The organism is Neisseria sp. HMSC03D10 (assembly GCF_001807625.1).
Taxonomy (GTDB): domain Bacteria; phylum Pseudomonadota; class Gammaproteobacteria; order Burkholderiales; family Neisseriaceae; genus Neisseria; species Neisseria mucosa.
Window position 1 is genome coordinate 1 of sequence record NZ_KV789476.1, and the last position, 24,270, is coordinate 24,270.

The window sequence follows — 24,270 nt, forward strand, 5'->3', positions numbered from 1 at the left end:
TATGAGTGTCCAAGATTTGGGGGCCAGTTCAGCTTTCAGACGACCTTTTTGTATTGTTGCTTGTATTGGCAAGGATTTAAGGCAGTTTCAAGAAGGTTTCGCGGTAGTAGCGCATTTCCTCGATGCTTTCGAGAATGTCGTCCAAAGCCTGATGCGAACCGCGTTTTATCACGCCTTTGGCAACGGGCGGATTCCAACGTTTAGCGAGTTCTTTCAGGGTGGACACGTCCAGATTGCGGTAGTGGAAATACGCTTCGAGGCGCGGCATGTATTTGACCATGAAGCGGCGGTCTTGATGGATAGAATTGCCGCACATAGGCGTGGCTTTTTCGGGAATCCATTGCGCGATAAAGTCCAGCAGTTTCTGCTCCACTTCCGCTTCGGTGAGTTGCGATTCGCGCACGCGCCGGGTTAATCCTGTACGACCGTGGGTGGCGGTGTTCCATTCGTCCATGCCGTCGAGCAGTTCGTCGCTTTGGTGGACGACATAAACTTCGGACTGCGCCAAGACGTTCAAATCGGAGTCGGTGATAATCATGGCGACTTCGATAATGCGTTCGCGTTCGGGGTCAAGCCCGGTCATTTCCATATCGAGCCAGCAGAGGTTGCTTGCGTTTTGAGTCATTTCAGACGACCTTTTTCGTTGAAAACAATGGGCGGCATTATAAGGGATTTGACGTGCAAAGGTCGTCTGAAAAAGTTTCAGACGACCTTCGTTTTCCGTCAGGACGACAGGTTATCTCTTGTTTTCTATACCGAAACCGCCCCAGTTTGCTATAATGCCCAGTTTCATCAACCGCAATACCACACTTTAAAGGACAAAAAATGGGTTTTCTGCAAGGTAAAAAAATCCTGATCACCGGCATGATTTCCGAGCGTTCCATCGCTTACGGCATTGCCAAAGCCTGCCGCGAACAAGGCGCGGATTTGGCATTCACCTACGTTGTTGACAAACTGGAAGAGCGCGTCCGCAAAATGGCCGCCGAATTGGGTTCCGAACTCGTATTCCGCTGCGATGTCGCCAGCGACGACGAAATCAACCAAGTTTTCGCCGATTTGGGCAAACATTGGGACGGCTTGGACGGCCTCGTCCACTCCATCGGCTTCGCACCGAAAGAAGCCTTGAGCGGCGACTTCCTCGACAGCATCAGCCGCGAAGCGTTTAATACCGCACACGAAATTTCCGCATACAGCCTGCCCGCATTGGCAAAAGCCGCCCGTCCGATGATGCGCGGCAGAAACTCCGCCATCGTCGCCCTGAGCTACTTGGGCGCGGTTCGTGCGATTCCGAACTACAACGTCATGGGCATGGCAAAAGCCAGCCTCGAAGCAGGCATCCGCTTTACCGCCGCCTGCTTGGGTAAAGAAGGCATCCGCTGCAACGGCATTTCCGCCGGCCCGATTAAAACCCTTGCTGCTTCCGGCATTGCCGATTTAAGCAAACTCTTGGGACACGTCGCTTCCCACAATCCGCTCGGCCGCAACGTAACCATCGATGAAGTCGGCAACACCGCCGCCTTCCTGCTCTCCGAACTCTCTTCAGGCATTACCGGCGAAATCACTTACGTTGATGGCGGTTACAGCATCAACGCCCTGAACGATGAAGAGGCGTAATGATTTGTAATATTTTGTAGAAAAGACAACTTATTACACAAAAAACCGTCTGATTAAGTGGTGTAAAAAAGGTACACCGGCTATTTCAGGCGGTTCTTTTTTCGTATAAAAGGCGGCATATTTCGGGAATTTTGTCATAAAAACAAATTTTAACTTTTATAACATTTGTTTAACAAATAACACGATACCATGCCTGCCGGTTTGGAAAAGCCCGTCCGTCGCTTCGGATGCGCTTTTTTAAAAATTTCACTCTATTATCCACAAAATTATCCACAAACATACAGGAGGACATTTATGTCTATTGCTTCAGAATTCAAACAATTTATTATGCGCGGCAACGTTATCGACTTGGCAGTCGGTATGGTCGTCGGTACTGCGTTTAGCGGCATCGTTAAATCTTTGGTTGACGACGTAATCATGCCCCCTATCGGTCTGTTGATCGGCGGCGTTGACTTCTCCAACCTGTTCATCACCCTGAAAGACGGCGCACAAGCCGCTCCGGAAGGCGGCTATGCCAGCTTGGCAGCCGCTCAAGCAGCCGGTGCCGTTACTCTGAACATCGGTCTGTTCATCAACGCCATCATCAGCTTCCTGATCATTGCTGCTGCGATTTTCACCGTTATCAAAGCACTGAACGCTATGAAAAAAGCCGAAGCTACTGCTGCAGCAGAAGAAGCACCTGCAGAGCCTAGCGAAGAAGTATTGCTGTTGCGCGAAATCCGCGACTCTCTGAACAAAAAATAATCTTTTGAAGATTTGAAATAAAAGGTCGTCTGAAACCTAAAATCGGTTTCAGACGACCTTTGCTTAATTAATATTAAGTGTTGATGTTTATTGCAGACGCTTGGCTTCGTCTAGGACGGCGTTGACGACATCGGCACCGAAGAGGGCGTTGACATCGGTTTCGTCAAAGACGTATTTGGCATGGCAGAAGTCGCAGTCGATTTGGATGCTGCCTTGTTCGGCGACCACGCCGCCGACTTCTTCGCCGCCCAGCATAAGCAGCATATCGCTGACTTTTCCGCGCGAACAGGTGCAGGCGAATTCGATATTTTCGGGATCGAAGACGCGCGGAGGGGTTTCGTGGAAGAGACGGTAGAGGACGTGTTGTGCGTCCAGTCCGGTCAGTTCTTCGGGAGTCAGGGTTTGAACCAGTGTGCTGACGTGTTCCCATGATGCCGCGTCAGGTTCTGTCTCAGGCAGGCGTTGCACCAAAAGTCCGCCGCAGGCATCGTCCGATGAGGCAAGGACGATTTGGGTATCGAGCTGTTCGGAGCGTTTGGTGTAGTTGATAAGCATTTGGGCGATGCTGCTGCCTTCGAGCGGGACGACACCCTGCCAAGGTTCTGCGTCTTTGGGCTGAAGGGTGAGGACGAAGACGCTGTTGCTGCCGAGAAGGTCGGTCAGGCTTTCGTCGTCGTTGATGTCGGCGGTTTCGTCCCAGCGTGCGGTGGCGCGGACAGTTTGGTCGGAAGTAGCCTCGACGACGAGCATTTTCAGACGACCTTGTCCTTGAACTTGAACGATGAGCGTGCCGTCGGTTTTGAGGTTGCCGGACAGAAGCGCGCCTGCGGCAAGGAGTTCGCCTAAGGCGCGGCGGATGGCGGCGGGATAGTGTTTTTGTCCGACGATGTGTGTCCATACGTTTTCAAGGCGGACGTGCAGGCCGCGAACGGGCATATCGTCGAAGATGAAGCGGGTGCGGATGTCGGCGTGGTTGATCTGGGTTTGCGGCATAAATTCCTCTGTTATATCTGGATGACGGATTGACGGCTATATGGTTGCGTCCGCAGGGAAATCAAGGTCGTCTGAAAACGTTTTGGCGAAACCTGCGCCCTTAGTTTTCAGACGACCTTTTTGTTTTTGAGCTGATTGATGATTTGAGCAAACGTGCAGCTAGTGCTTCCCCGACCGCCACACCGACCAGATAATCCACAGGCTGTTGGCGAAGGCGATAAGGTAGCCGACGAAGCCGATAAACTTGGGGCCGGTGTCTATACTCATGACGATGGACGAACCGATAATCAGGGCGGCGGTAACGATGCCCATGGTCAGGCGGTTGGCGGCGCTGTCGATTTGATGGCTGATGCGGTCTGACTGCTTGAGGTCTAGGGTGATGCCGAATTTGCCTTTTTGCAGCATTCTGGTCAACCTGAAGAAGTCTTGCGGCAGCGACTCTGCCATTTGTAACAGGGTGCGCAGTTGTGTTTTGGCGTTGCGGGCAATGTGGGCGGCGGAGGCTTGTTCTTTGACGGCGGCTTCGGTGATGGGTTTGGCGCGTTCGAGCAGTTCGATACTGCCGTCGAGCCGTTTGACGACGCCTTCGAGGGTGATGAGGGTTTTGAAGAGCATCACGAGGTCGCCGGGCAGGGTCAGCCCGTGGCGGCGCATGATGGAAGTGATGTCGTTGATGACTTGGCTGACACGCAGGTCGCGGATGGGCGTGTGTTCGTAGTTGAGCAGCATTTCCAAAACATCGGCGCCGAGCAGGTTTTCGTCGGGCAAATCGCCCTGCGCCCAGTCGCTGAGGACGTATTGGATGAGCAGCGCGTCGTTGTTGGTCAGGGCGTTGATGAGGTTGAGGATTTCGCGGCGGCGTGTGTTGCCGAGGTGTCCGACCAGCCCGAAGTCGATGAAGGTGATGCCGCCGTTGTCGTTGATGAAGATGTTGCCCGGATGGGGGTCGGCATGGAAAAAGCCTTGCCGCAGCATCATGGTGAAGAGGGTGTCGGTAATCCGTCCGGCAAGCCCGCTGCGCAAGGTGTGGGGCATGGTTTCGAGGTCGGCGTCTTTCAGGAGCGTGCCGCCGATGTAGTCTTGTACGAGGATGTGCCGGTTGGAAATGTCGGGATAGACGGCGGGGATGCGGACCAAGGGGTCGTCTGAAAAGGTCTGGCCGAAGCGCTGCATATAGCGCAGCTCCACCGACAAATCGGTTTCTTTCGCCAGACTCTTGGCAAAATAGACGACCATCAATACGGGCTGGTAACGGCGCACTTCGGGGATTTCGGATTCCATCAGTCTGGCGAGGTGGTTCAAAATCCGCAAATCCGCCTGAATGACCGGCTCGATGTCGGGGCGTTTGACTTTGACGGCGACGGCGGTTCCGTCTAAAAGTTCGGCGCGGTGCACCTGCGCCACCGACGCACTGCCTGCGGGTTTCGGATCTATGCTGCGGAACACTTCGGAAACGGGTTTGCCCAAATAGGCTTCGACCAAAGTATAGATTTCAGACGACGGTATCGGCGCGACGTTGCTTTGCAGTTGTTCAAACTCTTCAATCCACTCCGCCCCGAAAATATCGACCCGCGTGGACAATACCTGACCGAGTTTGACGAAGGTCGGCCCCAGCTCTTCAAACGCTTTGCGAAAGCGTCGCGGCGTACTCATATAACGGCTGTCGGGATGCACTTCGTCTCCGCCCGCCGCGCCCAAACGGATACGCTGAACAAAGCCGCCCAAGCCGTATTTCGTCAGTACGGTAATAATTTCGCGCATTCTGGAAAAGTCGCGCATAGCGAGCAGAGTAGGTATCATCATTGGTTGAATATTTTCGCAAAATTTTTTATAAACAACGCTTTAACGCAATATAACAGACGCTTTTTTGCCAAACATCCTGTTTTTTATATACAATCGCCTGAATATCCTAGATACAGAATAACATAATAGCAGGCGGCAGACTGGTCGTCTGAAAATGGAATCAGTCAAACATGAAAGCCTTATCCAGGCTGGCGGCACTATTGGTTTCGGCCTGTATGCTGTCCGGCATTAATTTTGCAAACGCCGACGATCTCGATTCGTTCGTTAAAAACAGGCAGCAGGTTTTAAACCAATTTGAAGATGCAAAACAGCCTGCTCCCGCACAGGCTCCGCAGATAAATTTCCAACCCGCGCGCGCGGCAACTCCTGTTGTACATTCCATTCCTTCAGTTTCGGCAGCACCCGTCCGTGCATCGAGAAGTTCAGACAGTGCCGACGAACTAATCGGCAGCGCGATGGGGCTTTTGGGCGTTGCCTACCGTTACGGCGGCACATCAGCATCTACCGGTTTCGATTGCAGCGGCTTCATGCAGCATATCTTCAGACGCTCAATGGGGCTGAATCTCCCCCGTACCTCCGCTGAACAGGCAAAAATGGGCGTCGGCGTATCCCGCGGCGAATTACAGCCGGGCGATATGGTATTTTTCCGCACGATGGGTCGCGGCAGAATCTCCCATGTCGGACTCTACATCGGCAACGACCGTTTCATCCACGCTCCGCGTACCGGCAAACGCATTGAAATCACCAGCCTCAGCAACAAATACTGGAACGCCAAATACGCCTTTGCACGCCGCGTGAAGAAAAACGATCCGTCCCGTTTTCTCAATTAAGTCTAGGAAAGCAACAACGTGAGTATGCCTGAAATGCCCAAATGGTACGACGACGACGGGCAAATCGTATCCTGCACTGAAAAAGTGAAAGTCATGACGGAAAACATGACCGAGCTTTATCAGGCGGCGCAAGACGCATTTGAAGACGCGCTTCTGATGGGCTGCAGTGAAAAACAGTTGCGCGAATACCTGCAAGCCTTGATTGAAGGTGTGGAAAACCCATACCGGAAAGCTTAGTCGAAACTATCCCGTACGACGGTATGGCTTTTGCCATGCCGTTTTTTATGGACGTTTAAACAGCAAGGTCGTCTGAAAGCTGCCAATATGCTTTCAGACGACCTTTTTTTGCTTGCCCAAATCGGAGCCTGTGTCGTGTAATACAAGGAAACTCTATGATATTTATCAAGATTATGCCAATGCTGAAACTGTAAAGTTTTTTCAGTTTGTCAACAGTCTGCTAGAATAGCGCGTTTTGGCGTTGGGTGTTGTCCCGATGTCGTCTGAAAACAGCTTTGCGGCACTTTGACAGGATCATCCCTTCGGAGAGCCGTATCTAGAAAGGCTTTTTATGGATAACTTTACCGAATTACTGCACCAATGGGTTCAGAAAATCAACGATCCGATGTGGACAGGGCTGGTGTATGTATTGTTGGGTGCAGGTCTGTTCTTCACACTTGCCACCGGTTTCGTACAATTCCGCCTGCTCGGACGCAGTATCAAAGAGATGCTCGGCGGCCGCAAACAAGGCGATGATCCGCACGGTATTACGCCGTTTCAGGCTTTCGTTACCGGACTTGCCAGTCGCGTAGGCGTGGGCAACATCGCGGGCGTAGCAATCGCCATCAGTAGCGGCGGGCCGGGGGCGGTATTTTGGATGTGGATCACCGCATTAATCGGTATGAGTTCAGCGTTTGTCGAATCTTCGCTGGCGCAGTTGTTCAAAATCCGAGATTACGACAACCATCATTTCCGCGGCGGTCCTGCTTACTATATTACTCAAGGTTTGGGTCAAAAATGGTTGGGCATCGTATTTGCATTGAGCCTGATTTTCTGCTTCGGATTCGTTTATGAAGCTGTTCAAACCAACACCATCGCCGTAACCGCCAAAGCCGCGTGGGGCTGGGACGAACATGCGGTCGGCGTCGCCTTGGTCATCATGACTGCGCCGATTATTTTCGGCGGTATCCGCCGCGTTTCCCGCTTTGCCGAAATGCTTGTTCCGTTGATGGCGACTTTGTATCTGCTGATGGCGCTCTACATCATCATCACAAACATCAGCCTGATTCCCCACGTCTTCGGTCAGATTTTTGACAGCGCGTTCAACTTTGAAGCAGCCGGCGGCGGCCTGCTCGGCGGCTTGATTTCGCAAACCATGATGATCGGTATCAAACGCGGCCTGTATTCCAATGAAGCAGGTCAAGGTTCTGCACCTAACGCCGCTGCGGCAGCCGAAGTCAAACACCCTGTTTCCCAAGGCATGATTCAAATGCTGGGCGTATTCGTCGATACGATTATCGTATGTTCCTGCACGGCGTTTATCGTTTTGGTTTATCAACAACCTTATGGCGATTTGAGCGGCGCAGAGCTGACCCAAGCAGCGATTATCAGCCAAGTCGGCGCATGGGGCGCAGACTTCTTGGCAATCATCCTGTTTATGTTTGCCTTTTCTACCGTCATCGGCAACTATGCCTATGCCGAATCAAACGTGCAGTTCATCAAAAGCCATTGGCTGCTGACCGCCTTGTTCCGTATGATGGTATTGGGCTGGGTATATTTCGGCGCAGTCGCCAACGTGCCGCTGGTTTGGGATATGGCGGATATGGCGATGGGTACGATGGCATGGATTAACCTGGTCGCCATCCTGCTCCTCTCTCCGCTTGCCTTCCTGCTGTTGAGGGACTACACGTCGAAACTGAAAATGGGCAAAGACCCCGTCTTCAAACTTTCCGAACATCCGGGTTTGAAACGCAAAATCAAATCCGATATTTGGTAAATCAAAAAACCGCCCTGTAATGGGGCGGTTTTTTATAGCGGACTGAAATGGCAAAACGCCTACGCTTATGCTTCCGCATACATACAAAGGTCGTCTGAAAGCCCTGTTTCGGGTTTTCAGACGACCTTTGCAATATTCAGAATCAACGTTCGGAAGGTTCAAACTTTTTTCAAAACCACCATATGCCGTTCTGCATCCAAGCCGGGGACGTGGAGGGCTTCGACGCGTTCGACGGCGACGGTGTCGGGGAGTTTGGCGATTTCTTCTTCGGGGTACACGCCTTTCATGGCGACCCAGCGGCCGCCGTCTTTCAGCAGATGTGCCGTCCAGTTGACGAAGTCGGCGAGTTCGGCGAAAGCGCGGCTGGTGATGATGTCGGCTTGGAAGTCTTGAACGGCTTCGACGCGGCCGCTGACGACGCGGACGTTGGCGAGTCCGAGTTCGATGACGGCTTGTTGCAGGAAGGCGGTTTTTTTGGTGTTGGCGTCCAGAAGGGTGATGTTGAGGTCGGGACGGCAGATGGCGGCGGGAATGCCGGGCTGTCCGCCGCCGGAGCCGACATCCAGCATAGTGTGCGCGCCTTGGAGGTAGGGGAGCAGGGTCAGGCTGTCGAGCAGGTGGTGGCTGACCATTTGCGCTTCGTCGCGTAGGGCGGTGAGGTTGTAGGTCTTGTTCCACTTTTTGAGCAGGCCGGTATAGGCGAGCAGCAGGGTTTGCTGTTCTGCGGATAGGTCCAAACCTAATGCCTGTATGCCTGATTGGAGTTGCTGTGTCGGGGTCATGGTGTTTGTCCGTGTTTGTGTCGGGCGTTATGGTAGCGGAAAAAAAGGTCGTCTGAAATATTGTATTTTCAGACGACCTTTTTCTTGTTCTAAAGATTTTTTGGTCAGTAGACTACCACTAAAGTATACAAATCCGATTGCATGTATGTTGTCGAATATTGCTGCAAGTATTGGTTTAAATTTACTCATATTGTTACCCTCCTTTCTGGATACTGGAGCTACTGATAAGTAATTTACGATGAATTTTATTATGATTAACACCAAGAAAGCTAAGATTTGCAATACTTTTATAGGAGTCGAACCTATCCCACCAACCTCAATTATATCTATTGACCAAAAAAACCTTAAAAATTACAGCCGCTAAACAGTGAAATTATAGCGAAACTTACTTAGTTAATGCAAATGGTTTTTAATTGAGATTGAGTAAGAAAGTGCAGTAAGTCGTAGTGTGGGCTATGCCCGCGAAACTTGCTGCCTGATGATTCGAATTTGCCCATCGTTTTTGCACTCATTTCGTGGGCAAAGCCCACACTACGGGTTTCAGACGACCTTCCCTGCGTTTTCCAGCATCAGGATAAATTGTGCCAAGTCTTGCGGCAGCGGGGCTTTTAAGATGAGTTTTTCGCCTGTCAGCGGGTGGTCGAGGTGCAGCTCGGCGGCGTGGAGGAACATTCGTCTCAAACCAAGTTTCTGGAGGCGTTTGTTGGCTTGGTAGTCGCCGTAGCGTTCGTCGCCGGCGATGGGGCATTGCTGCGATTGGAGGTGGACGCGGATTTGGTGGGTGCGGCCGGTTTTCAGGGTGGCTTGCACGAGGGTGAGGTGAGAGAGACCGACTTGGTGGAGGAGGTCGTCTGAAAAGCGGTTGAGTACGCGGAAGATGGTGTGCGCGGATTGTCCGTCTTCGCTGACGCGCACCATTTTTTCGCCTTGTGCGCCGGTGTATTTGAACAGGGGCAGTTTGACGTGGAAGCTGTCGTTCGGCAGTTTGCCTACGCCCAGCGCGAGGTAGATTTTTTTGGGGTGGTCGTTGCGGATGGCTTCGTGCAGTTTGACGAGTGCGCTGCGTTTTTTGGCGATCATCAGGAGGCCGCTGGTGTCTTTGTCGAGGCGGTGGACGAGTTCGAGATAGCGGGCTTCGGGTCGGGCGCGGCGGATTTGTTCGATGACGCCGAAGCTCACGCCGCTGCCGCCGTGGACGGCGATACCTGCGGGTTTGTCGATGACGAGCAATGCGTCGTCTTCGTAGATGATGGTAAATTCGCGCGCGGGTACGGCTTGGGCGCGGTTTTCAGACGACCTTTGTTTTTCGGCGGTACGCACGGGCGGGATGCGGAGCAGGTCGCCTGTTTGGATGCGGCTGTCGGGTTTGCAGCGTTTTTTGTTCAGGCGCACTTCGCCGGCGCGGATAATGCGGTGGATATGGCTTTTGGGTACGCCTTTGAGGATTTTTATCAGATAGTTGTCAAGGCGTTGGCCGGCTTCGTGTTCGGCGACGGTAATCAGGCTGACTGAATCTTTGCTTATTGCGTGCGTTTTCATCTATAATCCCGAACATCCGTTTCGGCAGAAACCTGTACAAACAGGCCGTATGGGACGGATGGTATTGTTAAAACGAGATTTTATATTAAAAACGCACTCTGCAAAGCATTTTCCCTGCGTTTATGCCAAAGCCCGTAAACGCAGGAACGTGATTAAGTTTGATTTGATTTTGCCGATTTGACCGGGCATAAGACGAGGGGCGGGTGTTTGACAAACCTGCCGCGCCGCACCGTTCGAAACTTCCGGCATAACGATAATAAGAAGATGTCGGCTACCTGTTTTCCAAGCCGGGCCTGTACCGTCCGGACTTCGGCGGCGGACGGAGTGTTCCGCCGCATTGTTCTTTATTGCCTTCTTTATCCGTATCCTTCCGCACACGGCCGCATTGTTTTGGGCGGCGTGCAACCTTGCGGACTTCAATTCAAAAACTGATTGCTCATCCGGGTTTCTGCATTCCGCGCCGAAAAGGGGTGCGGGCTATGCCTAATCCCGCCCGCCTCGCAGAGTGTCTGACAAAGAGCAGGCAGGTCGTCTGAAAAGGCTGCCCGCCTGTGCGAGGTAATGATTATGAAAAGAATGTTGTTCAATGCAACTCAGGCCGAAGAGCTGCGCGTTGCCATTGTCGATGGGCAAAACCTTTTGGATTTGGACATCGAAACGCTGGGTAAAGAGCAGCGCAAAGGTAATATTTATAAGGGTATCATCACCCGCATCGAGCCGTCGCTGGAAGCGTGTTTCGTAGATTACGGAACCGACCGCCACGGCTTTTTGCCGTTTAAGGAAGTATCGCGTTCGTATTTCCAAGATTACGAAGGCGGCAGGGCGCGCATTCAGGATGTACTCAAAGAAGGCATGGAAGTCATCGTCCAAGTCGAAAAAGACGAACGCGGCAACAAAGGCGCGGCGCTGACCACCTTCATCAGCCTTGCCGGACGCTATCTGGTATTGATGCCCAACAACCCGCGCGGCGGCGGCGTATCCCGCCGTATCGAAGGCGAAGAGCGCCAAGAACTCAAAGCCGCCATGGCAGAACTCGACATTCCGAACGGCATGAGCATCATCGCCCGCACCGCCGGCATCGGCCGCAGCGCGGAAGAGTTGGAATGGGATTTGAACTACCTCAAACAGCTTTGGCAGGCCATCGAAGAAGCCGGTAAGGCGCACCACGAACCCTACCTCCTCTTCATGGAAAGCTCACTGCTCATCCGCGCCATCCGCGACTATTTCCGCCCCGACATCGGCGAAATTCTGGTGGACAATCAAGAGGTTTATGACCAAGTTGCCGAGTTTATGAGCTACGTTATGCCGAGTAACGTAGGTCGTCTGAAACTCTATGAAGACCACACGCCGCTGTTCTCCCGCTTCCAAATCGAACACCAAATCGAAAGTGCGTTTGCCCGCAGCGTCAGCCTGCCTTCCGGCGGCGCGATTGTGATCGACCACACCGAAGCCCTCGTTTCCATCGACGTCAACTCCGCCCGCGCGACACGCGGCGCGGACATCGAAGACACCGCGTTCAAAACCAATATGGAAGCCGCCGAAGAAGTCGCCCGCCAAATGCGTTTGCGCGACTTGGGCGGCTTGGTCGTCATCGACTTCATCGACATGGAAAACCCCAAGCACCAGCGCGATGTTGAAAACGTCCTGCGCGATGCGCTCAAAAAAGACCGCGCCCGCGTGCAAATGGGCAAACTCTCCCGCTTCGGCCTCTTGGAATTGAGCCGCCAACGCCTGAAACCCGCTTTGGGCGAAAGCAGCCATGTCGCCTGCCCGCGCTGCGCCGGTACCGGCGTCATCCGCGGCATCGAATCGACCGCCCTGCACGTTTTGCGCATCATTCAAGAAGAAGCGATGAAAGACAACACCGGCGAAGTGCACGCCCAAGTGCCCGTCGATGTCGCCACCTTCCTGCTGAACGAAAAACGCGCCGAGCTGTTTGCGATGGAAGAGCGTTTGGACGTCAACGTCGTCCTGATTCCGAATATCCACTTGGAAAACCCGCACTACGAAATCAACCGCATCCGCATCGACGACGTAGAAGAAGACGGCGAACCGAGCTACAAACGCGTTGCCGAGCCGGAAGAAGACGAATCTGCCAAACCTTTCGGCAGTGAAAGAGCCAAAGCCGCCCGTCCCGAACCCGCCGTTAAAGGCGTGCGCCATACCCAGCCTGCCCCGACCGTATCCGAGCAGAAAAGCGGTTCATGGTGGGATACCTTCAAAGCATGGCTCAAACGCATTTTCGGCGGCAATACCGCAGCCGAAACCGCGCCTGTTGCCGAAGTGGCAGAAAAACGCACTTCGGGCAGCAACAATCGCAACGGCAATTCCGGCAACCGCCGCGCAAACAACCGCCGTCAAAACCCGCGCCGTAACAATAGGCACGACGGCAGCAAGGTAGAAGTGCGCGAAGTGGCGGACTTTAAAGACAAAGCAGCGGACAATCAGGCGGCGGAAAACGAAACCCGCAACGCTAAAGACAACCGCCGCAGCCGCAACCGCCAAAACGAGCGCAACTCCACCGTGGAAGCCGAAAACCTCGAAGTCCAAGCACTTGCCGCCGCAACGTCGTCTGAAAACGAATCCCGTTCGGTCGAGCAGGCGCAAGGCAGCAAACGCCGCCGCAACAACAACCGCAACGAACGCAACCGCGAACAAGCGGAAATCCGTGCGGAAGAAACCTTGTCCGAAGCAGTGGACAGCGTAGCGGAAGAGGGCGTGCAAACCGCCGATAACGATGCACCGAAAGGCAACGAACGCCGCCAACGCGAGCGCAACAACCAACGCGACCGCCGCGAACGCAACAATCAGCGCGACCGCCGTCAAAACGGTAAAAAACGCAATATTCCGTCTGCCGCCAAAATCGAGCAGTACCTGAATATCCACGATACCGCCGACAAAGTCCGCTTCGCCGCCGCGCACGTCATGGGCGAGCCCGTCGAAGAAGAACCGTTTGCCGTAACCATCCCCGCTCCCGAGGATAGTGCCGAGCCTTTGGTTGTCGTCGTTTCCGAACCCGTTGCGGCCACTGAAGAAGCCTTCGTGTTCTCCATCGAAGGCGAAGAAGCGGACAGCGGCATCCTGATCGAAGACAGCACCGATGACGAGTGCAGCATCATCGACTCCGCCATCGGCAGCGTTGAAGAAACCCCGACCTCCGTGTTCGCCATCGAAACCGAAGACGGCTACCAACCGATGACCGCCGTCCCTGCCGAAGGTGAAGCCGAAGCCGTCGTTGAAATGGAGGAAGAACTGGTCGTTTGGAAAGCCGAACGCGAAGCCGCCGCCGCCATCGAAGCTCTTGCCGCCGCAGCAGCGGCCGCAGCTGCCGCCCAAGCAACGGAATCCGAGCCGCAAACTGTGCCGGAAGCAGGCCAAGCGGAAGCGACAGAGCCGGAAGAAACTGTCCCTGCCGTTGCCGCGATGCCCGACTTAGGCGGTTTGGTGTTCGTCGAAACCAATCCCGAAGCCGTCGCCGCCTTTGCCAAACAGGTTCAGCCCGAACCCGAATCCGGCCTGCGCCGCGCAGACGTGCCGAAAGTTGAAGCCGAACCCGTCGCTGCCACCGAAATGGTCTTGGTGGAAACGCGTAAAGACTAAAGGCTGAAAGAAGAGGGCATCGTTTAAGATGCCCGAATCGACAAAAAGGTCGTCTGAAACCGTAAATCCGGTTTCAGACGACCTTTTGTATGCAGTCCAACCTATTTTCTTTTTTGACAATGTTTATAGGCAATCCAGACAGCAAGAAGCAGCGGCAACAAAAAACGGGCATAGGGATACCAAGGATGATTGATGTGCCAGTATCCGTGCCGTCCTTGCGGAACGGTGTCGTAGCGGTAACGGTCGGGATAAAAATTAATCCAAACCGTTATCGCTATCCATATCGCAATATCCCTGATTATTTTCATGCTACTTCTCCTTAATCAACTGTCCGAGAGTGTCATTTCAAGCCGCGGGTACGGGTTGGTTGGGGGATTCTCGGTTGAAGGTCGTCTGAAAATCGGATTTCGGGTTTTCAGACGACCTTTGCCGTTCTTTACGCACTGAATTTCCGTCCATGTTCCATGTCCTGCCTTGCAGGTAAAGGAGAACGGTCAATGCGGCGCGGATAGAGGTTTTGGCTATATCCAAAGCATCAGGAGTTATTTAGCCTGCGTCAGCCCGTTTGTTAAAATCCGTCGTTTTGCCGGTTGATTGAACGGCATTTTCCAATAGAAACAAACAATAACCATGACCCACACACAGCAAAAATCCCCCAACCTTTGGCTGGTAATCGCCGCTGCCGCCGCCATCCTGCTGATTACCATCGGCATGCGCATGACTATGGGGCTGTTTGTCCGCCCCGTCGTCGACTCTACCGAACTGAGTATCCAAGAGTTCAGCCTGATTATTGCCGTTTTCCAGTTGATGTGGGGCGTGTCCCAGCCGCTTTCCGGCGCGCTTGCCGACCGCTTCGGCGCGTTTAAGGTTTTGGGCGGCGGCGCGTTACTGTTGGTTTGTGCCTGCCTGATGGTGCCGCAGATGCCGACTTATTGGGGGCTGATGCTGGCAATCGGGCTGCTTTTTGCATTCGGAACGGGCGCGGGCGGTTTCTCCATCATCATGGGGCAGGTCGCGGCGAAAGTGCCGCCGCACAAACGCGGTTTGGCTTCGGGGCTGGTCAACGCGGGCGGTTCGGCGGGGCAGTTTCTGTTTGCGCCGCTGGTGCAGGGTTTGCTGGTGTTGCCCGCCGTCGGCTGGACGGGGACGTTTTATGTTTGGGGCGGGATTGCGCTTTTGATCCTGCCGATTTCGTGGTGGCTGGCGGGCGGCAAAAACGCTGTCGCCACGCACCACACGTCGTCTGAAAACGGGCAATCGCTGGGGCAGGCAGTCAAAGCGGCGTTTAAAGACCGCAGCTACATCCTGCTGCACTTGGGCTTTTTTACCTGCGGTTTCCACATTGCGTTTTTGGTGACCCACCTGCCCAACGAAATCGCGCTCTGCGGCCTGCCCGCTTCGGTCGCTTCGACTTCGATTGCGATTATCGGCTTGGCGAACATCGCGGGCTGCATTTTTTCGGGCTGGTGTACGGGGCGGTTTTTGGGCAAATATGTTTTGTTCGGACTGTACGCCTCGCGTGTGGCGATGGTGCTGATCTACCTTGCCGCCCCGAGAACCGACGTCAATTTCTACATTTTCGCCGCTGCGCTGGGCTTCACTTGGCTCGCCACCGTCGCGCCGACCGCTGCGATTACAGGCAAGCTGTTCGGCACGCGCTATCTGGCGACCCTGTTCGGGCTGACCATGTTGAGCCACCAAATCGGCGGCTTTTTAGGCTCGTATATCGGCGGCATCGTGATTTACCAATTCAACGATTACGGCTGGATGTGGTATGCCGACGCGGTGTTGGCGGGAACGGCGGCGTTGCTGAACCTGCCGATACGCGAAAAGAAAACGGCGTAACCCGCTTAAACAAAGCAAAGAATAAAGGTCGTCTGAAAACGGAAAAACGGTTTTCAGACGACCTTTTTGATTATTATGCATAGTTTAAAGTTTGTTTGAACAGGATTTGTTACAATGCGCCTTTCTTTTTGATGTTGCTGACCTATTATGACTGCTTCACAACCAAGCACGATGCAGCGGATTTTTTCGCGCAATATGCTCATCTGTATTTTTACAGGCTTCACATCGGGGCTGCCGCTTTATTTCCTATATAGCCTGATTCCGGCGTGGCTGCGCAGCGAACATGTTGATTTGAAAACCATAGGACTGTTTGCCCTGATCGGTTTTCCCTACACTTGGAAATTTATCTGGTCTCCGCTCATGGACTCTGTACGCCTGCCGTTTTTAGGTTTGCGGCGCGGCTGGATGTTGGTGATGCAGATAGCGCTTTTGCTGCTTTTGGCTGCCTATGCGTTTGTCCGCCCGCAAGAACACTTGTCCATTATTTTGGGGCTGTCTTTGGTAGTAGCGTTTTTTTCCGCCAGTCAGGATATTGTGATCGATGCTTTCCGCCGAGAAGTGTTATCCGATGAAGAGTTGGTTTTGGGTAACTCGCTGTATGTAAATGCCTATCGTATTTCCTCGCTGATTCCGGCTTCATTGAGTTTGATTTTGGCCGACAGGATGCCTTGGTCGTCCGTCTTCATTATTACTGCGCTGTTCATGGTTCCGGGGTTGCTGGCTACTTTATTCGTAGCGCGAGAACCGGCCCGCCAACCCGTCGCTGCAAAAGGATTGAAAGATACCGTTATCGAGCCGTTCCGCGATTTCTTTACCCGTCAAAGCGTTACGCAGGCGCTGATTATTTTGGCGTTTATCTTGCTGTATAAGCTGGGCGACAGCATGGCAACCGCCTTGGCAACACCGTTTTATATCGACATGGGATTCTCCAAGACCGACATCGGACTGATTGCGAAAAATGCAGGCTTGTGGCCGGCGGTGATTTTCGGGATTATCGGCGGCATTTGGGTAAACAAATTAGGCGTGAACCGTGCATTGTGGCTTTTTGGTTTGGTGCAATGGGTGACGATTTTAGGTTTTGCATGGCTGGCAAGTTTCGGACATTTCGAGCATGTAGGCGCATCGGAACGAACCATGTTGGCAGTCGTTATTGCTGCCGAGGCAGTGGGTGTAGGCCTGGGTACGGTGGCATTTGTGTCGTATATGGCGCAACAAACCAATACCGCATTTACCGCCACGCAGTTTGCGCTGCTGTCCAGCCTATCCGCCGTACCGCGTACGTTTATGAATGCGACAGCAGGGTTTCTGATTGAAGCGATGGGCTACGTCAATTTCTTCTGGCTGTGTTTTATGTTGGGGATTCCGGGTATGCTGCTGCTGTTTAAAGTTGCGCCTTGGAACGGAGATAAAGCGAAACAGACCGCTGTTTGAATGTATCGGTAGGATAAAAGGTCGTCTGAAAACCTGTGATTGTGGTTTTCAGACGACCTTTTGTTAAATATGGAAGGTGATTTGTGTGTAAACAACACGTCGCTTCCCTCGGGTATATAGACGGCGAAATATCAATTTATAGAGATAAAAAGCATGAGTAAGCCCCTGTGTTAAAAAAAGATTGGTATTTGCTTGATTTGTCGATTATAATGGCGGACTTGGTGCATTTGTGCCAAGTTTTATCTTTGTCCGAAGGCAGGCCAATCGTAGCCCGCCCCTTTACTTTAAAAGGAAAATAATCATGACTTTAGGTCTGGTTGGACGCAAAGTTGGTATGACCCGCGTGTTCGACGAACAGGGTGTTTCTGTTCCGGTAACCGTTTTGGATATGTCTGCCAACCGCGTTACACAAGTAAAATCCAAAGATGCTGACGGCTATACTGCCGTTCAAGTTACCTTTGGTCAGAAAAAAGCTAACCGTGTCAACAAAGCCGAAGCTGGGCACTTTGCAAAAGCAGGTGTTGAAGCCGGTCGCGGTTTGATGGAGTTTGCTTTGACTGAAGAAAAACTGGCTGAATTGAAAGCCGGTGACGAAATCACCGTTTCTATGTTTGAAGTCGGTCAACTGGTCGATGTAACCGGTACCTCTAAAGGTAAAGGTTTCTCCGGTACGATCAAACGTCATAACTTCGGTGCCCAACGTACTTCCCACGGTAACTCCCGTTCTCACCGTGTTCCAGGTTCTATCGGTATGGCGCAAGACCCAGGTCGCGTGTTCCCCGGTAAACGCATGGCCGGTCAATACGGTAACACCAAAGCAACTGTCCAAAAACTGGAAGTTGTACGTGTTGATGCAGAACGCCAACTGCTGTTGGTTAAGGGTGCTGTTCCGGGTGCGGTCAACAGCGATGTTGTAGTTCGTCCTAGCGTGAAAGTAGGTGCGTAATGGAATTGAAAGTAATTGACGCTAAAGGACAAGTTTCAGGCAGTCTGTCTGTTTCTGATGCTTTGTTCGCTCGCGAATACAATGAAGCGTTGGTTCATCAGCTGGTAAATGCCTACTTGGCAAACGCCCGCTCTGGTAACCGTGCTCAAAAAACCCGTGCCGAAGTAAAACACTCAACCAAAAAACCATGGCGCCAAAAAGGTACCGGTCGTGCCCGTTCCGGTATGACTTCTTCTCCGCTGTGGCGTAAAGGTGGTCGTGCGTTCCCGAATAAACCCGACGAAAACTTCACTCAAAAAGTAAACCGTAAAATGTACCGTGCCGGTATGGCGACTATCCTGTCCCAATTGGCCCGTGACGAGCGTTTGTTTGCGATCGAAGCATTGACTGCTGAAACTCCTAAAACCAAAGTTTTTGCTGAACAAGTAAAAAACCTGGGTCTGGAGCAAGTGCTGTTTGTAACCAAACAGCTCGATGAGAATGTTTACTTGGCTTCACGCAACTTGCCAAACGTGTTGGTTTTGGAAGCTCAACAAGTTGATCCTTACAGCTTGCTGCGTTACAAAAAAGTAATCATCACTAAAGATGCAGTTGCACAATTAGAGGAGCAATGGGTATGAATCAACAACGTTTGACTCAAGTGATTTTGGCACCTATCGTTTCTGAAAAAAGCAACGTATTGGCTGAAAAACGCAACCAAATGACGTTTAATGTTTTGGCAAATGCAACCAAACCTGAAATCAAAGCGGCTGTTGAGCTGCTGTTCGGTGTTCAAGTTGCTTCTGTAACTACCGTTACCACTAAAGGTAAAACTAAGCGTTTTGGTCGTACTTTGGGCCGCCGCAGCGATGTTAAAAAAGCTTATGTAAGCTTGGCTGCCGGTCAAGAGTTGGATTTGGAAGCCGCTGCTGCAGCTGCAGATAAGGAATAAACAAAATGGCAATTGTTAAAATGAAGCCAACTTCTGCAGGCCGTCGCGGCATGGTTCGCGTGGTAACAGAAGGTTTGCACAAAGGTGCGCCTTATGCACCTTTGCTTGAAAAGAAAAATTCTACTGCCGGTCGTAACAATAATGGTCATATCACCACCCGTCACAAAGGCGGTGGTCATAAACACCATTACCGTGTTGTAGACTTTAAACGTAACAAAGACGGTATCCCTGCAAAAGTAGAGCGTATTGAATACGATCCTAACCGTACTGCCTTCATTGCGCTGTTGTGCTATGCAGACGGTGAGCGTCGCTACATCATCGCTCCTCGCGGTATTCAAGCCGGTGCTGTATTAGTTTCCGGTGCTGAAGCTGCCATCAAAGTAGGTAACACTCTGCCGATCCGCAACATTCCCGTTGGTACGACTATCCACTGTATCGAAATGAAACCTGGTAAAGGTGCTCAAATTGCACGTTCTGCCGGCGCTTCTGCGGTATTGTTGGCTAAAGAAGGCGCATACGCTCAAGTCCGTCTGCGCTCTGGCGAAGTTCGTAAAATCAACGTAGATTGCCGTGCAACCATCGGTGAAGTCGGTAACGAAGAGCAAAGCCTGAAGAAAATCGGTAAGGCCGGTGCCAATCGTTGGCGCGGTATTCGTCCGACCGTTCGTGGTGTTGTCATGAACCCTGTCGATCACCCGCATGGTGGTGGTGAAGGTCGTACCGGTGAAGCTCGCGAACCGGTTAGCCCATGGGGTACTCCTGCTAAAGGCTACCGCACTCGTAATAACAAACGCACGGATAACATGATTGTTCGTCGTCGTTACTCAAATAAAGGTTAATTAGTATGGCTCGTTCATTGAAAAAAGGCCCATATGTAGACCTGCATTTGCTGAAAAAAGTAGATGCTGCTCGTGCAAGCAACGACAAACGCCCGATTAAAACCTGGTCTCGTCGTTCTACCATTCTGCCTGATTTTATCGGTCTGACCATTGCTGTACACAACGGCCGCACCCATGTGCCCGTGTTTATCAGCGATAACATGGTTGGTCATAAATTAGGTGAATTCTCATTGACCCGTACCTTTAAAGGCCACTTGGCTGATAAAAAGGCTAAAAAGAAATAAGGTGAATCATGAGAGTAAATGCACAACATAAAAATGCCCGTATTTCAGCTCAAAAAGCTCGTTTGGTAGCTGATTTGATTCGCGGTAAAGACGTTGCCCAAGCTTTGAATATTTTGACTTTCAGTCCTAAAAAAGGTGCTGAGTTGATTAAAAAAGTATTGGAATCAGCTATTGCTAATGCCGAGCACAATAACGGTGCCGACATTGATGAGTTGAAAGTGGTCACTATCTTTGTTGACAAAGGTCCAAGCTTGAAACGTTTCCAAGCTCGTGCCAAAGGTCGCGGTAACCGCATTGAAAAACAAACTTGTCATATCAATGTGACAGTGGGCAACTAAGGAAAAGCTATGGGACAAAAGATTAACCCTACAGGCTTTCGCCTGGCGGTAACTAAAGACTGGGCTTCAAAATGGTTTGCTAAAAGCACCGACTTTTCTGCTGTTTTGAAACAAGATATTGATGTTCGTAACTATCTGCGTAAAAAATTGGCGAATGCTTCTGTTGGTCGCGTAGTTATTGAGCGTCCTGCGAAATCTGCACGTATTACTATTCACTCTGCTCGTCCAGGCGTAGTAATTGGTAAAAAAGGTGAGGATATCGAAGTTCTGAAACGTGATTTGCAAGCCTTGATGGGCGTGCCTGTTCATGTGAATATCGAAGAAATCCGTAAACCTGAATTGGATGCGCAAATTATTGCTGATGGTATTGCACAGCAATTGGAAAAACGCGTTCAATTCCGCCGTGCTATGAAGCGCGCAATGCAAAATGCTATGCGTTCAGGTGCAAAAGGCATCAAGATTATGACCTCTGGTCGTCTGAACGGTGCAGATATTGCCCGTAGCGAATGGTATCGCGAAGGTCGTGTACCGCTGCATACTTTGCGTGCAAACGTAGATTATGCAACTAGCGAAGCTCATACTACTTATGGCGTGCTGGGTTTGAAAGTTTGGGTCTATACTGAAGGCAATGTAAAGACTTCGGCTAAGCCTGAGTATGAAAAGAAACAAAGAAAGGCAGGTGGACGTAATGCTGCAGCCAACTAGACTGAAATACCGCAAGCAACAAAAAGGTCGCAATACTGGTATTGCTACTCGCGGTAACAAAGTAAGTTTCGGTGAGTTCGGTTTGAAAGCCGTTGGTCGTGGTCGTTTGACTGCCCGCCAAATCGAAGCTGCTCGTCGTACAATGACTCGCCACATTAAACGTGGTGGTCGTATTTGGATTCGTGTATTCCCTGATAAACCAATTACTGAAAAACCTATTCAAGTTCGTATGGGTGGCGGTAAAGGTAACGTGGAATATTACATTGCCGAAATCAAACCAGGCAAAGTGTTGTATGAAATGGACGGTGTTCCAGAGGCTTTGGCTCGTGAAGCATTTGAATTGGCTGCTGCCAAATTGCCTATTCCTACGACCTTTGTAGTAAGACAGGTAGGTCAATAATGAAAGCAAATGAATTGAAAGACAAATCTATTGAGCAATTAAATGCAGATTTGTTGGACTTGTTGAAAGCTCAGTTTGGCTTACGTATGCAAAACGCAACTGGTCAATTGGGTAAACCAAGCGAATTAAAACGTGTACGTCGCGATATTGCTCGTATTAAAACCATTTTAACTGAAAAAGGTGCTAAGTAATGAGCGAAAATAAAAATGTTCGTACTTTGCAAGGCAAAGTGGTAAGCGACAAAATGGACAAAACTGTTACAGTGCTGGTTGAGCGTAAAGTGAAACACCCTCTGTACGGTAAAATCATCCGTTTATCAACTAAAATCCATGCCCATGATGAAAATAATCAATATGGAATTGGTGATGTAGTAGTAATTGCGGAATCACGTCCACTGTCAAAAACCAAATCTTGGGTTGTTAAAGAACTGGTTGAAAAAGCACGTACTGTTTAAAATTTAAGACAGTTGGCTTCAATAAGAAACGAAGTGTTGCGCCAAAGTGAATTTGCGTGTAAACTTCGTTTCTTATCTTTCAGTTTCTTCTGGAAGTTTCTTCCCTTCGGGATCCAAGACTGGTTTACTAGAACCGTGATGGTTTCATTTAGTTAGCTTAATTCAAATAGGTAAGCGAGCTATATGAAAATGGTAAATTAAGTTGGTTAATTTAAAGGTACTAATATGATTCAAATGCAGACCATCTTAGATGTGGCTGATAACTCTGGTGCGCGTCGCGTGATGTGTATCAAGGTATTGGGCGGATCTAAGCGTCGCTACGCTTCTGTTGGCGATATTATTAAAGTCGCAGTTAAAGATGCGGCCCCACGTGGTCGTGTCAAAAAAGGTGATGTGTACAATGCAGTTGTTGTTCGTACTGCTAAAGGTGTGCGTCGTCCTGATGGTGCGTTGATTAAATTCGATAACAACGCCGCCGTGTTGTTAAACAATAAACTTGAACCTCTGGGTACCCGTATTTTTGGTCCGGTAACCCGTGAATTGCGTACTGAGCGATTTATGAAAATCGTTTCATTGGCGCCTGAAGTGTTATAAGGAATAGCGCGATGAATAAAATCATTAAAGGTGACCAAGTTGTTGTGATCACTGGTAAGGATAAAGGTAAGCAAGGTCAAGTAGTTCGCGTATTGGATGGTAAAGTTGTTGTTGAAGGTGTTAACGTTGTTAAACGTCACCAAAAACCTAATCCGATGCGTGGTATTGAGGGTGGTATTGTTTCGAAAGAAATGCCGTTGGATATTTCTAATGTTGCAATCCTGAATCCTGAAACTAATAAAGCAGACCGTGTTGGTATTAAACTGATTGAAAATGAAGGCAAAGTGAAGCGCGTTCGTTTCTTCAAATCAAATGGCTCTGTTATTGGAGCATAAGGAGATAACATGGCTCGTTTGAGAGAGTTTTATAAAGATACAGTTGTTCCTGAATTGGTTAAACAGTTTGGTTACAAGTCAGTAATGGAAGTTCCTCGTATTGAAAAAATCACTTTAAATATGGGGGTTGGAGAGGCTGTTGCTGATAAAAAAGTTATGGAGCATGCTGTATCTGATTTGGAAAAAATTGCTGGTCAAAAACCAGTAGTTACTGTTGCTCGTAAATCTATCGCTGGCTTTAAAATTCGTGATAATTATCCTGTGGGTTGCAAAGTAACACTGCGTCGTGATCAAATGTTCGAATTTTTGGATCGTTTGATTACTATTGCATTACCTCGAGTGCGTGACTTCCGTGGTGTAAGTGGCAAATCTTTTGATGGCCGTGGTAATTACAATATGGGTGTTCGCGAGCAAATCATTTTCCCGGAAATTGAATACGATAAAATTGATGCTTTGCGTGGTTTGAATATTACTATTACAACTACTGCAAAAACTGATGAAGAAGCTAAAGCTTTATTGTCACTGTTCAAGTTTCCGTTTAAAGGATAATCATGGCTAAGAAAGCACTTATTAATCGTGAGCTAAAACGTCAAGCTTTGGCGAAAAAGTTTGCAGCCAAACGTGAGGCAATTTTTGCTGTTATTAATGATGCGAATGCAACTGAAGAAGAGCGTTTTGAAGCTCGTCTGAAATTCCAATCCATTCCACGTAATGCAGCTCCTGTACGTCAACGTCGTCGTTGTGCTTTGACAGGTCGTCCTCGTGGTACTTTCCGTAAATTCGGTTTGGGTCGTATTAAAATCCGTGAAATCGCTATGCGTGGCGAGATTCCGGGTGTTGTTAAAGCTAGCTGGTAATAGGAGTATTAATAATGAGTATGCATGATCCTATTTCCGATATGTTGACTCGTATTCGTAATGCGCAACGTGCCAATAAGGTAGTAGTTGCCATGCCTTCTTCCAAATTAAAGTGTGCAATTGCAAAAGTCTTGAAAGAAGAAGGTTATATCGAGGATTTTTCGGTTTCTGCTGATGCGAAGCCGGTATTGGAAATTCAATTGAAATACTATGCAGGTCGCCCTGTGATTGAGCAAATTAAACGTGTTTCACGTCCAGGTTTGCGTATTTACAAAGCTTCTAGCGAAATTCCTAATGTTATGAATGGCTTGGGTATCGCTATTGTTAGTACTTCTAAAGGTGTGATGACTGACCGCAAGGCTCGTTCTGAGGGTGTTGGTGGTGAGTTGTTGTGCATCGTAGCCTAGTGGAGA

At 50.5% G+C, this 24,270-nt stretch carries 29 protein-coding genes; 24 read left to right on the forward strand and 5 right to left on the reverse strand.

Features of this window, described 5'->3' with window-relative positions; translation table 11 throughout:
* Nucleotides 1-76: 76 nt before the first annotated feature.
* Nucleotides 77-625 (reverse strand): oligoribonuclease, encoded by a 549-nt coding sequence (orn, locus tag HMPREF3066_RS00005; protein WP_039410603.1) that lies wholly within the window; start codon nucleotides 623-625, stop codon nucleotides 77-79.
* Nucleotides 626-825: 200 nt separating this feature from the next.
* On the opposite strand from orn, the gene fabI reads away from it, so the two are divergent.
* Together fabI and mscL are read left to right on the forward strand one after the other, a co-directional pair.
* On the forward strand, nucleotides 826-1,614 hold the full coding sequence (fabI, locus tag HMPREF3066_RS00010; protein WP_009310937.1) for an enoyl-ACP reductase FabI: 789 nt from the start codon (nucleotides 826-828) through the stop codon (nucleotides 1,612-1,614).
* A 294-nt stretch (nucleotides 1,615-1,908) separates the two neighbouring features.
* On the forward strand, nucleotides 1,909-2,358 hold the full coding sequence (gene mscL / locus HMPREF3066_RS00015; protein ID WP_039410607.1) for a large conductance mechanosensitive channel protein MscL: 450 nt from the start codon (nucleotides 1,909-1,911) through the stop codon (nucleotides 2,356-2,358).
* Nucleotides 2,359-2,445: 87 nt separating this feature from the next.
* Here mscL and hslO read toward each other — a convergent pair whose 3' ends face one another.
* Nucleotides 2,446-3,351, reverse strand: a complete 906-nt coding sequence (hslO, locus tag HMPREF3066_RS00020) for an Hsp33 family molecular chaperone HslO (RefSeq protein ID WP_039410611.1) — start codon at nucleotides 3,349-3,351, stop codon at nucleotides 2,446-2,448.
* Nucleotides 3,352-3,510: 159 nt separating this feature from the next.
* Nucleotides 3,511-5,154, reverse strand: coding sequence for an ABC1 kinase family protein (locus tag HMPREF3066_RS00025; protein ID WP_070439757.1), 1,644 nt, complete (start codon nucleotides 5,152-5,154; stop codon nucleotides 3,511-3,513).
* 170 nt (nucleotides 5,155-5,324) lie between these two features.
* Here HMPREF3066_RS00025 and HMPREF3066_RS00030 point away from each other — a divergent pair, with 170 nt between their 5' ends.
* From HMPREF3066_RS00030 to HMPREF3066_RS00040, 3 genes are all read left to right on the forward strand, one after another.
* The gene (locus HMPREF3066_RS00030; RefSeq protein ID WP_070439758.1) at nucleotides 5,325-5,984 is read left to right on the forward strand and encodes a C40 family peptidase; all 660 of its coding nucleotides are present in this window, start codon (nucleotides 5,325-5,327) and stop codon (nucleotides 5,982-5,984) included.
* 18 nt (nucleotides 5,985-6,002) lie between these two features.
* Nucleotides 6,003-6,221, forward strand: a complete 219-nt coding sequence (locus HMPREF3066_RS00035) for a hypothetical protein (protein ID WP_029609416.1) — start codon at nucleotides 6,003-6,005, stop codon at nucleotides 6,219-6,221.
* A 331-nt stretch (nucleotides 6,222-6,552) separates the two neighbouring features.
* Nucleotides 6,553-7,977 (forward strand): alanine/glycine:cation symporter family protein, encoded by a 1,425-nt coding sequence (locus HMPREF3066_RS00040; RefSeq protein ID WP_049225358.1) that lies wholly within the window; start codon nucleotides 6,553-6,555, stop codon nucleotides 7,975-7,977.
* Between the two features lie 158 nt (nucleotides 7,978-8,135).
* Here the strand turns inward: HMPREF3066_RS00040 and rsmG are convergent, their stop codons facing one another.
* Both rsmG and HMPREF3066_RS00050 read right to left on the reverse strand, forming a co-directional pair.
* On the reverse strand, nucleotides 8,136-8,759 hold the full coding sequence (gene rsmG, locus HMPREF3066_RS00045; protein ID WP_060974855.1) for a 16S rRNA (guanine(527)-N(7))-methyltransferase RsmG: 624 nt from the start codon (nucleotides 8,757-8,759) through the stop codon (nucleotides 8,136-8,138).
* A 540-nt stretch (nucleotides 8,760-9,299) separates the two neighbouring features.
* On the reverse strand, nucleotides 9,300-10,298 hold the full coding sequence (locus tag HMPREF3066_RS00050) for an RluA family pseudouridine synthase (RefSeq protein ID WP_070439759.1): 999 nt from the start codon (nucleotides 10,296-10,298) through the stop codon (nucleotides 9,300-9,302).
* A gap of 567 nt (nucleotides 10,299-10,865) precedes the next feature.
* On the opposite strand from HMPREF3066_RS00050, the gene HMPREF3066_RS00055 reads away from it, so the two are divergent.
* The 19 genes from HMPREF3066_RS00055 to rpsH all read left to right on the forward strand — a co-directional run bounded on the left by HMPREF3066_RS00055 (nucleotide 10,866) and on the right by rpsH (nucleotide 24,264).
* A complete protein-coding gene (locus HMPREF3066_RS00055; RefSeq protein WP_210385677.1) occupies nucleotides 10,866-13,898 on the forward strand; it encodes an Rne/Rng family ribonuclease in 3,033 nt (1,010 codons plus the stop codon).
* Nucleotides 13,899-13,987: 89 nt separating this feature from the next.
* Nucleotides 13,988-14,221, forward strand: coding sequence for a hypothetical protein (locus HMPREF3066_RS13015; RefSeq protein ID WP_168160634.1), 234 nt, complete (start codon nucleotides 13,988-13,990; stop codon nucleotides 14,219-14,221).
* 307 nt (nucleotides 14,222-14,528) lie between these two features.
* On the forward strand, nucleotides 14,529-15,743 hold the full coding sequence (locus HMPREF3066_RS00065) for an MFS transporter (RefSeq protein WP_070439761.1): 1,215 nt from the start codon (nucleotides 14,529-14,531) through the stop codon (nucleotides 15,741-15,743).
* 171 nt (nucleotides 15,744-15,914) lie between these two features.
* Complete coding sequence (locus tag HMPREF3066_RS00070; protein WP_070439762.1) at nucleotides 15,915-17,174, forward strand: AmpG family muropeptide MFS transporter; 1,260 nt, start codon at nucleotides 15,915-15,917, stop codon at nucleotides 17,172-17,174.
* Between the two features lie 301 nt (nucleotides 17,175-17,475).
* Nucleotides 17,476-18,120 carry a 50S ribosomal protein L3 gene (rplC, locus tag HMPREF3066_RS00075; RefSeq protein ID WP_070439763.1) on the forward strand — a complete coding sequence of 215 codons (645 nt, stop codon included), beginning with the start codon at nucleotides 17,476-17,478 and terminating at the stop codon, nucleotides 18,118-18,120.
* Complete coding sequence (gene rplD / locus HMPREF3066_RS00080) at nucleotides 18,120-18,740, forward strand: 50S ribosomal protein L4 (RefSeq protein WP_002218573.1); 621 nt, start codon at nucleotides 18,120-18,122, stop codon at nucleotides 18,738-18,740. Before rplC ends, rplD begins: the two co-directional genes overlap by 1 nt.
* Nucleotides 18,737-19,051, forward strand: a complete 315-nt coding sequence (gene rplW, locus HMPREF3066_RS00085) for a 50S ribosomal protein L23 (RefSeq protein WP_210385678.1) — start codon at nucleotides 18,737-18,739, stop codon at nucleotides 19,049-19,051. The genes rplD and rplW overlap by 4 nt, the downstream gene beginning before the upstream one ends.
* Nucleotides 19,052-19,056: 5 nt before the next feature.
* Complete coding sequence (gene rplB, locus HMPREF3066_RS00090; RefSeq protein WP_003742892.1) at nucleotides 19,057-19,890, forward strand: 50S ribosomal protein L2; 834 nt, start codon at nucleotides 19,057-19,059, stop codon at nucleotides 19,888-19,890.
* Between the two features lie 5 nt (nucleotides 19,891-19,895).
* Nucleotides 19,896-20,174 carry a 30S ribosomal protein S19 gene (gene rpsS, locus HMPREF3066_RS00095; protein ID WP_002215422.1) on the forward strand — a complete coding sequence of 93 codons (279 nt, stop codon included), beginning with the start codon at nucleotides 19,896-19,898 and terminating at the stop codon, nucleotides 20,172-20,174.
* A gap of 8 nt (nucleotides 20,175-20,182) precedes the next feature.
* Entirely contained in the window at nucleotides 20,183-20,512 is a 330-nt protein-coding gene (gene rplV / locus HMPREF3066_RS00100) for a 50S ribosomal protein L22 (protein WP_003675877.1), read from the forward strand.
* A gap of 9 nt (nucleotides 20,513-20,521) precedes the next feature.
* Entirely contained in the window at nucleotides 20,522-21,217 is a 696-nt protein-coding gene (rpsC, locus tag HMPREF3066_RS00105; protein WP_070439765.1) for a 30S ribosomal protein S3, read from the forward strand.
* Nucleotides 21,201-21,617 carry a 50S ribosomal protein L16 gene (gene rplP, locus HMPREF3066_RS00110; protein ID WP_003675880.1) on the forward strand — a complete coding sequence of 139 codons (417 nt, stop codon included), beginning with the start codon at nucleotides 21,201-21,203 and terminating at the stop codon, nucleotides 21,615-21,617. The genes rpsC and rplP overlap by 17 nt, the downstream gene beginning before the upstream one ends.
* The gene (rpmC, locus tag HMPREF3066_RS00115) at nucleotides 21,617-21,808 is read left to right on the forward strand and encodes a 50S ribosomal protein L29 (protein ID WP_003675882.1); all 192 of its coding nucleotides are present in this window, start codon (nucleotides 21,617-21,619) and stop codon (nucleotides 21,806-21,808) included. The genes rplP and rpmC overlap by 1 nt, the downstream gene beginning before the upstream one ends.
* Nucleotides 21,808-22,071 (forward strand): 30S ribosomal protein S17, encoded by a 264-nt coding sequence (gene rpsQ / locus HMPREF3066_RS00120; RefSeq protein WP_003707145.1) that lies wholly within the window; start codon nucleotides 21,808-21,810, stop codon nucleotides 22,069-22,071. The genes rpmC and rpsQ overlap by 1 nt, the downstream gene beginning before the upstream one ends.
* 225 nt (nucleotides 22,072-22,296) lie before the next feature.
* Nucleotides 22,297-22,665 carry a 50S ribosomal protein L14 gene (rplN, locus tag HMPREF3066_RS00125; RefSeq protein ID WP_002215434.1) on the forward strand — a complete coding sequence of 123 codons (369 nt, stop codon included), beginning with the start codon at nucleotides 22,297-22,299 and terminating at the stop codon, nucleotides 22,663-22,665.
* Nucleotides 22,666-22,676: 11 nt separating this feature from the next.
* Nucleotides 22,677-23,000 (forward strand): 50S ribosomal protein L24, encoded by a 324-nt coding sequence (rplX, locus tag HMPREF3066_RS00130; RefSeq protein ID WP_039408157.1) that lies wholly within the window; start codon nucleotides 22,677-22,679, stop codon nucleotides 22,998-23,000.
* Between the two features lie 9 nt (nucleotides 23,001-23,009).
* Nucleotides 23,010-23,549 (forward strand): 50S ribosomal protein L5, encoded by a 540-nt coding sequence (gene rplE / locus HMPREF3066_RS00135; protein WP_003684750.1) that lies wholly within the window; start codon nucleotides 23,010-23,012, stop codon nucleotides 23,547-23,549.
* Between the two features lie 2 nt (nucleotides 23,550-23,551).
* The gene (gene rpsN / locus HMPREF3066_RS00140; protein WP_003684736.1) at nucleotides 23,552-23,857 is read left to right on the forward strand and encodes a 30S ribosomal protein S14; all 306 of its coding nucleotides are present in this window, start codon (nucleotides 23,552-23,554) and stop codon (nucleotides 23,855-23,857) included.
* A gap of 14 nt (nucleotides 23,858-23,871) precedes the next feature.
* Complete coding sequence (rpsH, locus tag HMPREF3066_RS00145; RefSeq protein ID WP_003742898.1) at nucleotides 23,872-24,264, forward strand: 30S ribosomal protein S8; 393 nt, start codon at nucleotides 23,872-23,874, stop codon at nucleotides 24,262-24,264.
* Nucleotides 24,265-24,270 lie beyond the last annotated feature (6 nt).

What these genes read in the sequence shown, in the direction of transcription:
- rpsH (WP_003742898.1), top strand. Translation starts at nt 23,872, where the DNA reads ATGAGTATGCATGATCCTATTTCCGATATGTTGACTCGTATTCGTAAT.
- rpsS (WP_002215422.1), top strand. Translation starts at nt 19,896, where the DNA reads ATGGCTCGTTCATTGAAAAAAGGCCCATATGTAGACCTGCATTTGCTG.
- HMPREF3066_RS00070 (WP_070439762.1), top strand. Translation starts at nt 15,915, where the DNA reads ATGCAGCGGATTTTTTCGCGCAATATGCTCATCTGTATTTTTACAGGC.
- HMPREF3066_RS00065 (WP_070439761.1), top strand. Translation starts at nt 14,529, where the DNA reads ATGACCCACACACAGCAAAAATCCCCCAACCTTTGGCTGGTAATCGCC.
- HMPREF3066_RS00050 (WP_070439759.1), bottom strand. Translation starts at nt 10,298, where the DNA reads ATGAAAACGCACGCAATAAGCAAAGATTCAGTCAGCCTGATTACCGTC.
- mscL (WP_039410607.1), top strand. Translation starts at nt 1,909, where the DNA reads ATGTCTATTGCTTCAGAATTCAAACAATTTATTATGCGCGGCAACGTT.
- HMPREF3066_RS13015 (WP_168160634.1), top strand. Translation starts at nt 13,988, where the DNA reads ATGCAGTCCAACCTATTTTCTTTTTTGACAATGTTTATAGGCAATCCA.
- HMPREF3066_RS00030 (WP_070439758.1), top strand. Translation starts at nt 5,325, where the DNA reads ATGAAAGCCTTATCCAGGCTGGCGGCACTATTGGTTTCGGCCTGTATG.
- rpsQ (WP_003707145.1), top strand. Translation starts at nt 21,808, where the DNA reads ATGAGCGAAAATAAAAATGTTCGTACTTTGCAAGGCAAAGTGGTAAGC.
- hslO (WP_039410611.1), bottom strand. Translation starts at nt 3,351, where the DNA reads ATGCCGCAAACCCAGATCAACCACGCCGACATCCGCACCCGCTTCATC.
- rplW (WP_210385678.1), top strand. Translation starts at nt 18,737, where the DNA reads ATGAATCAACAACGTTTGACTCAAGTGATTTTGGCACCTATCGTTTCT.
- rplV (WP_003675877.1), top strand. Translation starts at nt 20,183, where the DNA reads ATGAGAGTAAATGCACAACATAAAAATGCCCGTATTTCAGCTCAAAAA.
- rplB (WP_003742892.1), top strand. Translation starts at nt 19,057, where the DNA reads ATGGCAATTGTTAAAATGAAGCCAACTTCTGCAGGCCGTCGCGGCATG.
- rpsN (WP_003684736.1), top strand. Translation starts at nt 23,552, where the DNA reads ATGGCTAAGAAAGCACTTATTAATCGTGAGCTAAAACGTCAAGCTTTG.
- orn (WP_039410603.1), bottom strand. Translation starts at nt 625, where the DNA reads ATGACTCAAAACGCAAGCAACCTCTGCTGGCTCGATATGGAAATGACC.
- fabI (WP_009310937.1), top strand. Translation starts at nt 826, where the DNA reads ATGGGTTTTCTGCAAGGTAAAAAAATCCTGATCACCGGCATGATTTCC.
- rplC (WP_070439763.1), top strand. Translation starts at nt 17,476, where the DNA reads ATGACTTTAGGTCTGGTTGGACGCAAAGTTGGTATGACCCGCGTGTTC.
- rplN (WP_002215434.1), top strand. Translation starts at nt 22,297, where the DNA reads ATGATTCAAATGCAGACCATCTTAGATGTGGCTGATAACTCTGGTGCG.
- rplD (WP_002218573.1), top strand. Translation starts at nt 18,120, where the DNA reads ATGGAATTGAAAGTAATTGACGCTAAAGGACAAGTTTCAGGCAGTCTG.
- rpsC (WP_070439765.1), top strand. Translation starts at nt 20,522, where the DNA reads ATGGGACAAAAGATTAACCCTACAGGCTTTCGCCTGGCGGTAACTAAA.
- rplP (WP_003675880.1), top strand. Translation starts at nt 21,201, where the DNA reads ATGCTGCAGCCAACTAGACTGAAATACCGCAAGCAACAAAAAGGTCGC.
- rpmC (WP_003675882.1), top strand. Translation starts at nt 21,617, where the DNA reads ATGAAAGCAAATGAATTGAAAGACAAATCTATTGAGCAATTAAATGCA.
- HMPREF3066_RS00025 (WP_070439757.1), bottom strand. Translation starts at nt 5,154, where the DNA reads ATGATGATACCTACTCTGCTCGCTATGCGCGACTTTTCCAGAATGCGC.
- rplE (WP_003684750.1), top strand. Translation starts at nt 23,010, where the DNA reads ATGGCTCGTTTGAGAGAGTTTTATAAAGATACAGTTGTTCCTGAATTG.
- HMPREF3066_RS00040 (WP_049225358.1), top strand. Translation starts at nt 6,553, where the DNA reads ATGGATAACTTTACCGAATTACTGCACCAATGGGTTCAGAAAATCAAC.
- rsmG (WP_060974855.1), bottom strand. Translation starts at nt 8,759, where the DNA reads ATGACCCCGACACAGCAACTCCAATCAGGCATACAGGCATTAGGTTTG.
- HMPREF3066_RS00055 (WP_210385677.1), top strand. Translation starts at nt 10,866, where the DNA reads ATGAAAAGAATGTTGTTCAATGCAACTCAGGCCGAAGAGCTGCGCGTT.
- rplX (WP_039408157.1), top strand. Translation starts at nt 22,677, where the DNA reads ATGAATAAAATCATTAAAGGTGACCAAGTTGTTGTGATCACTGGTAAG.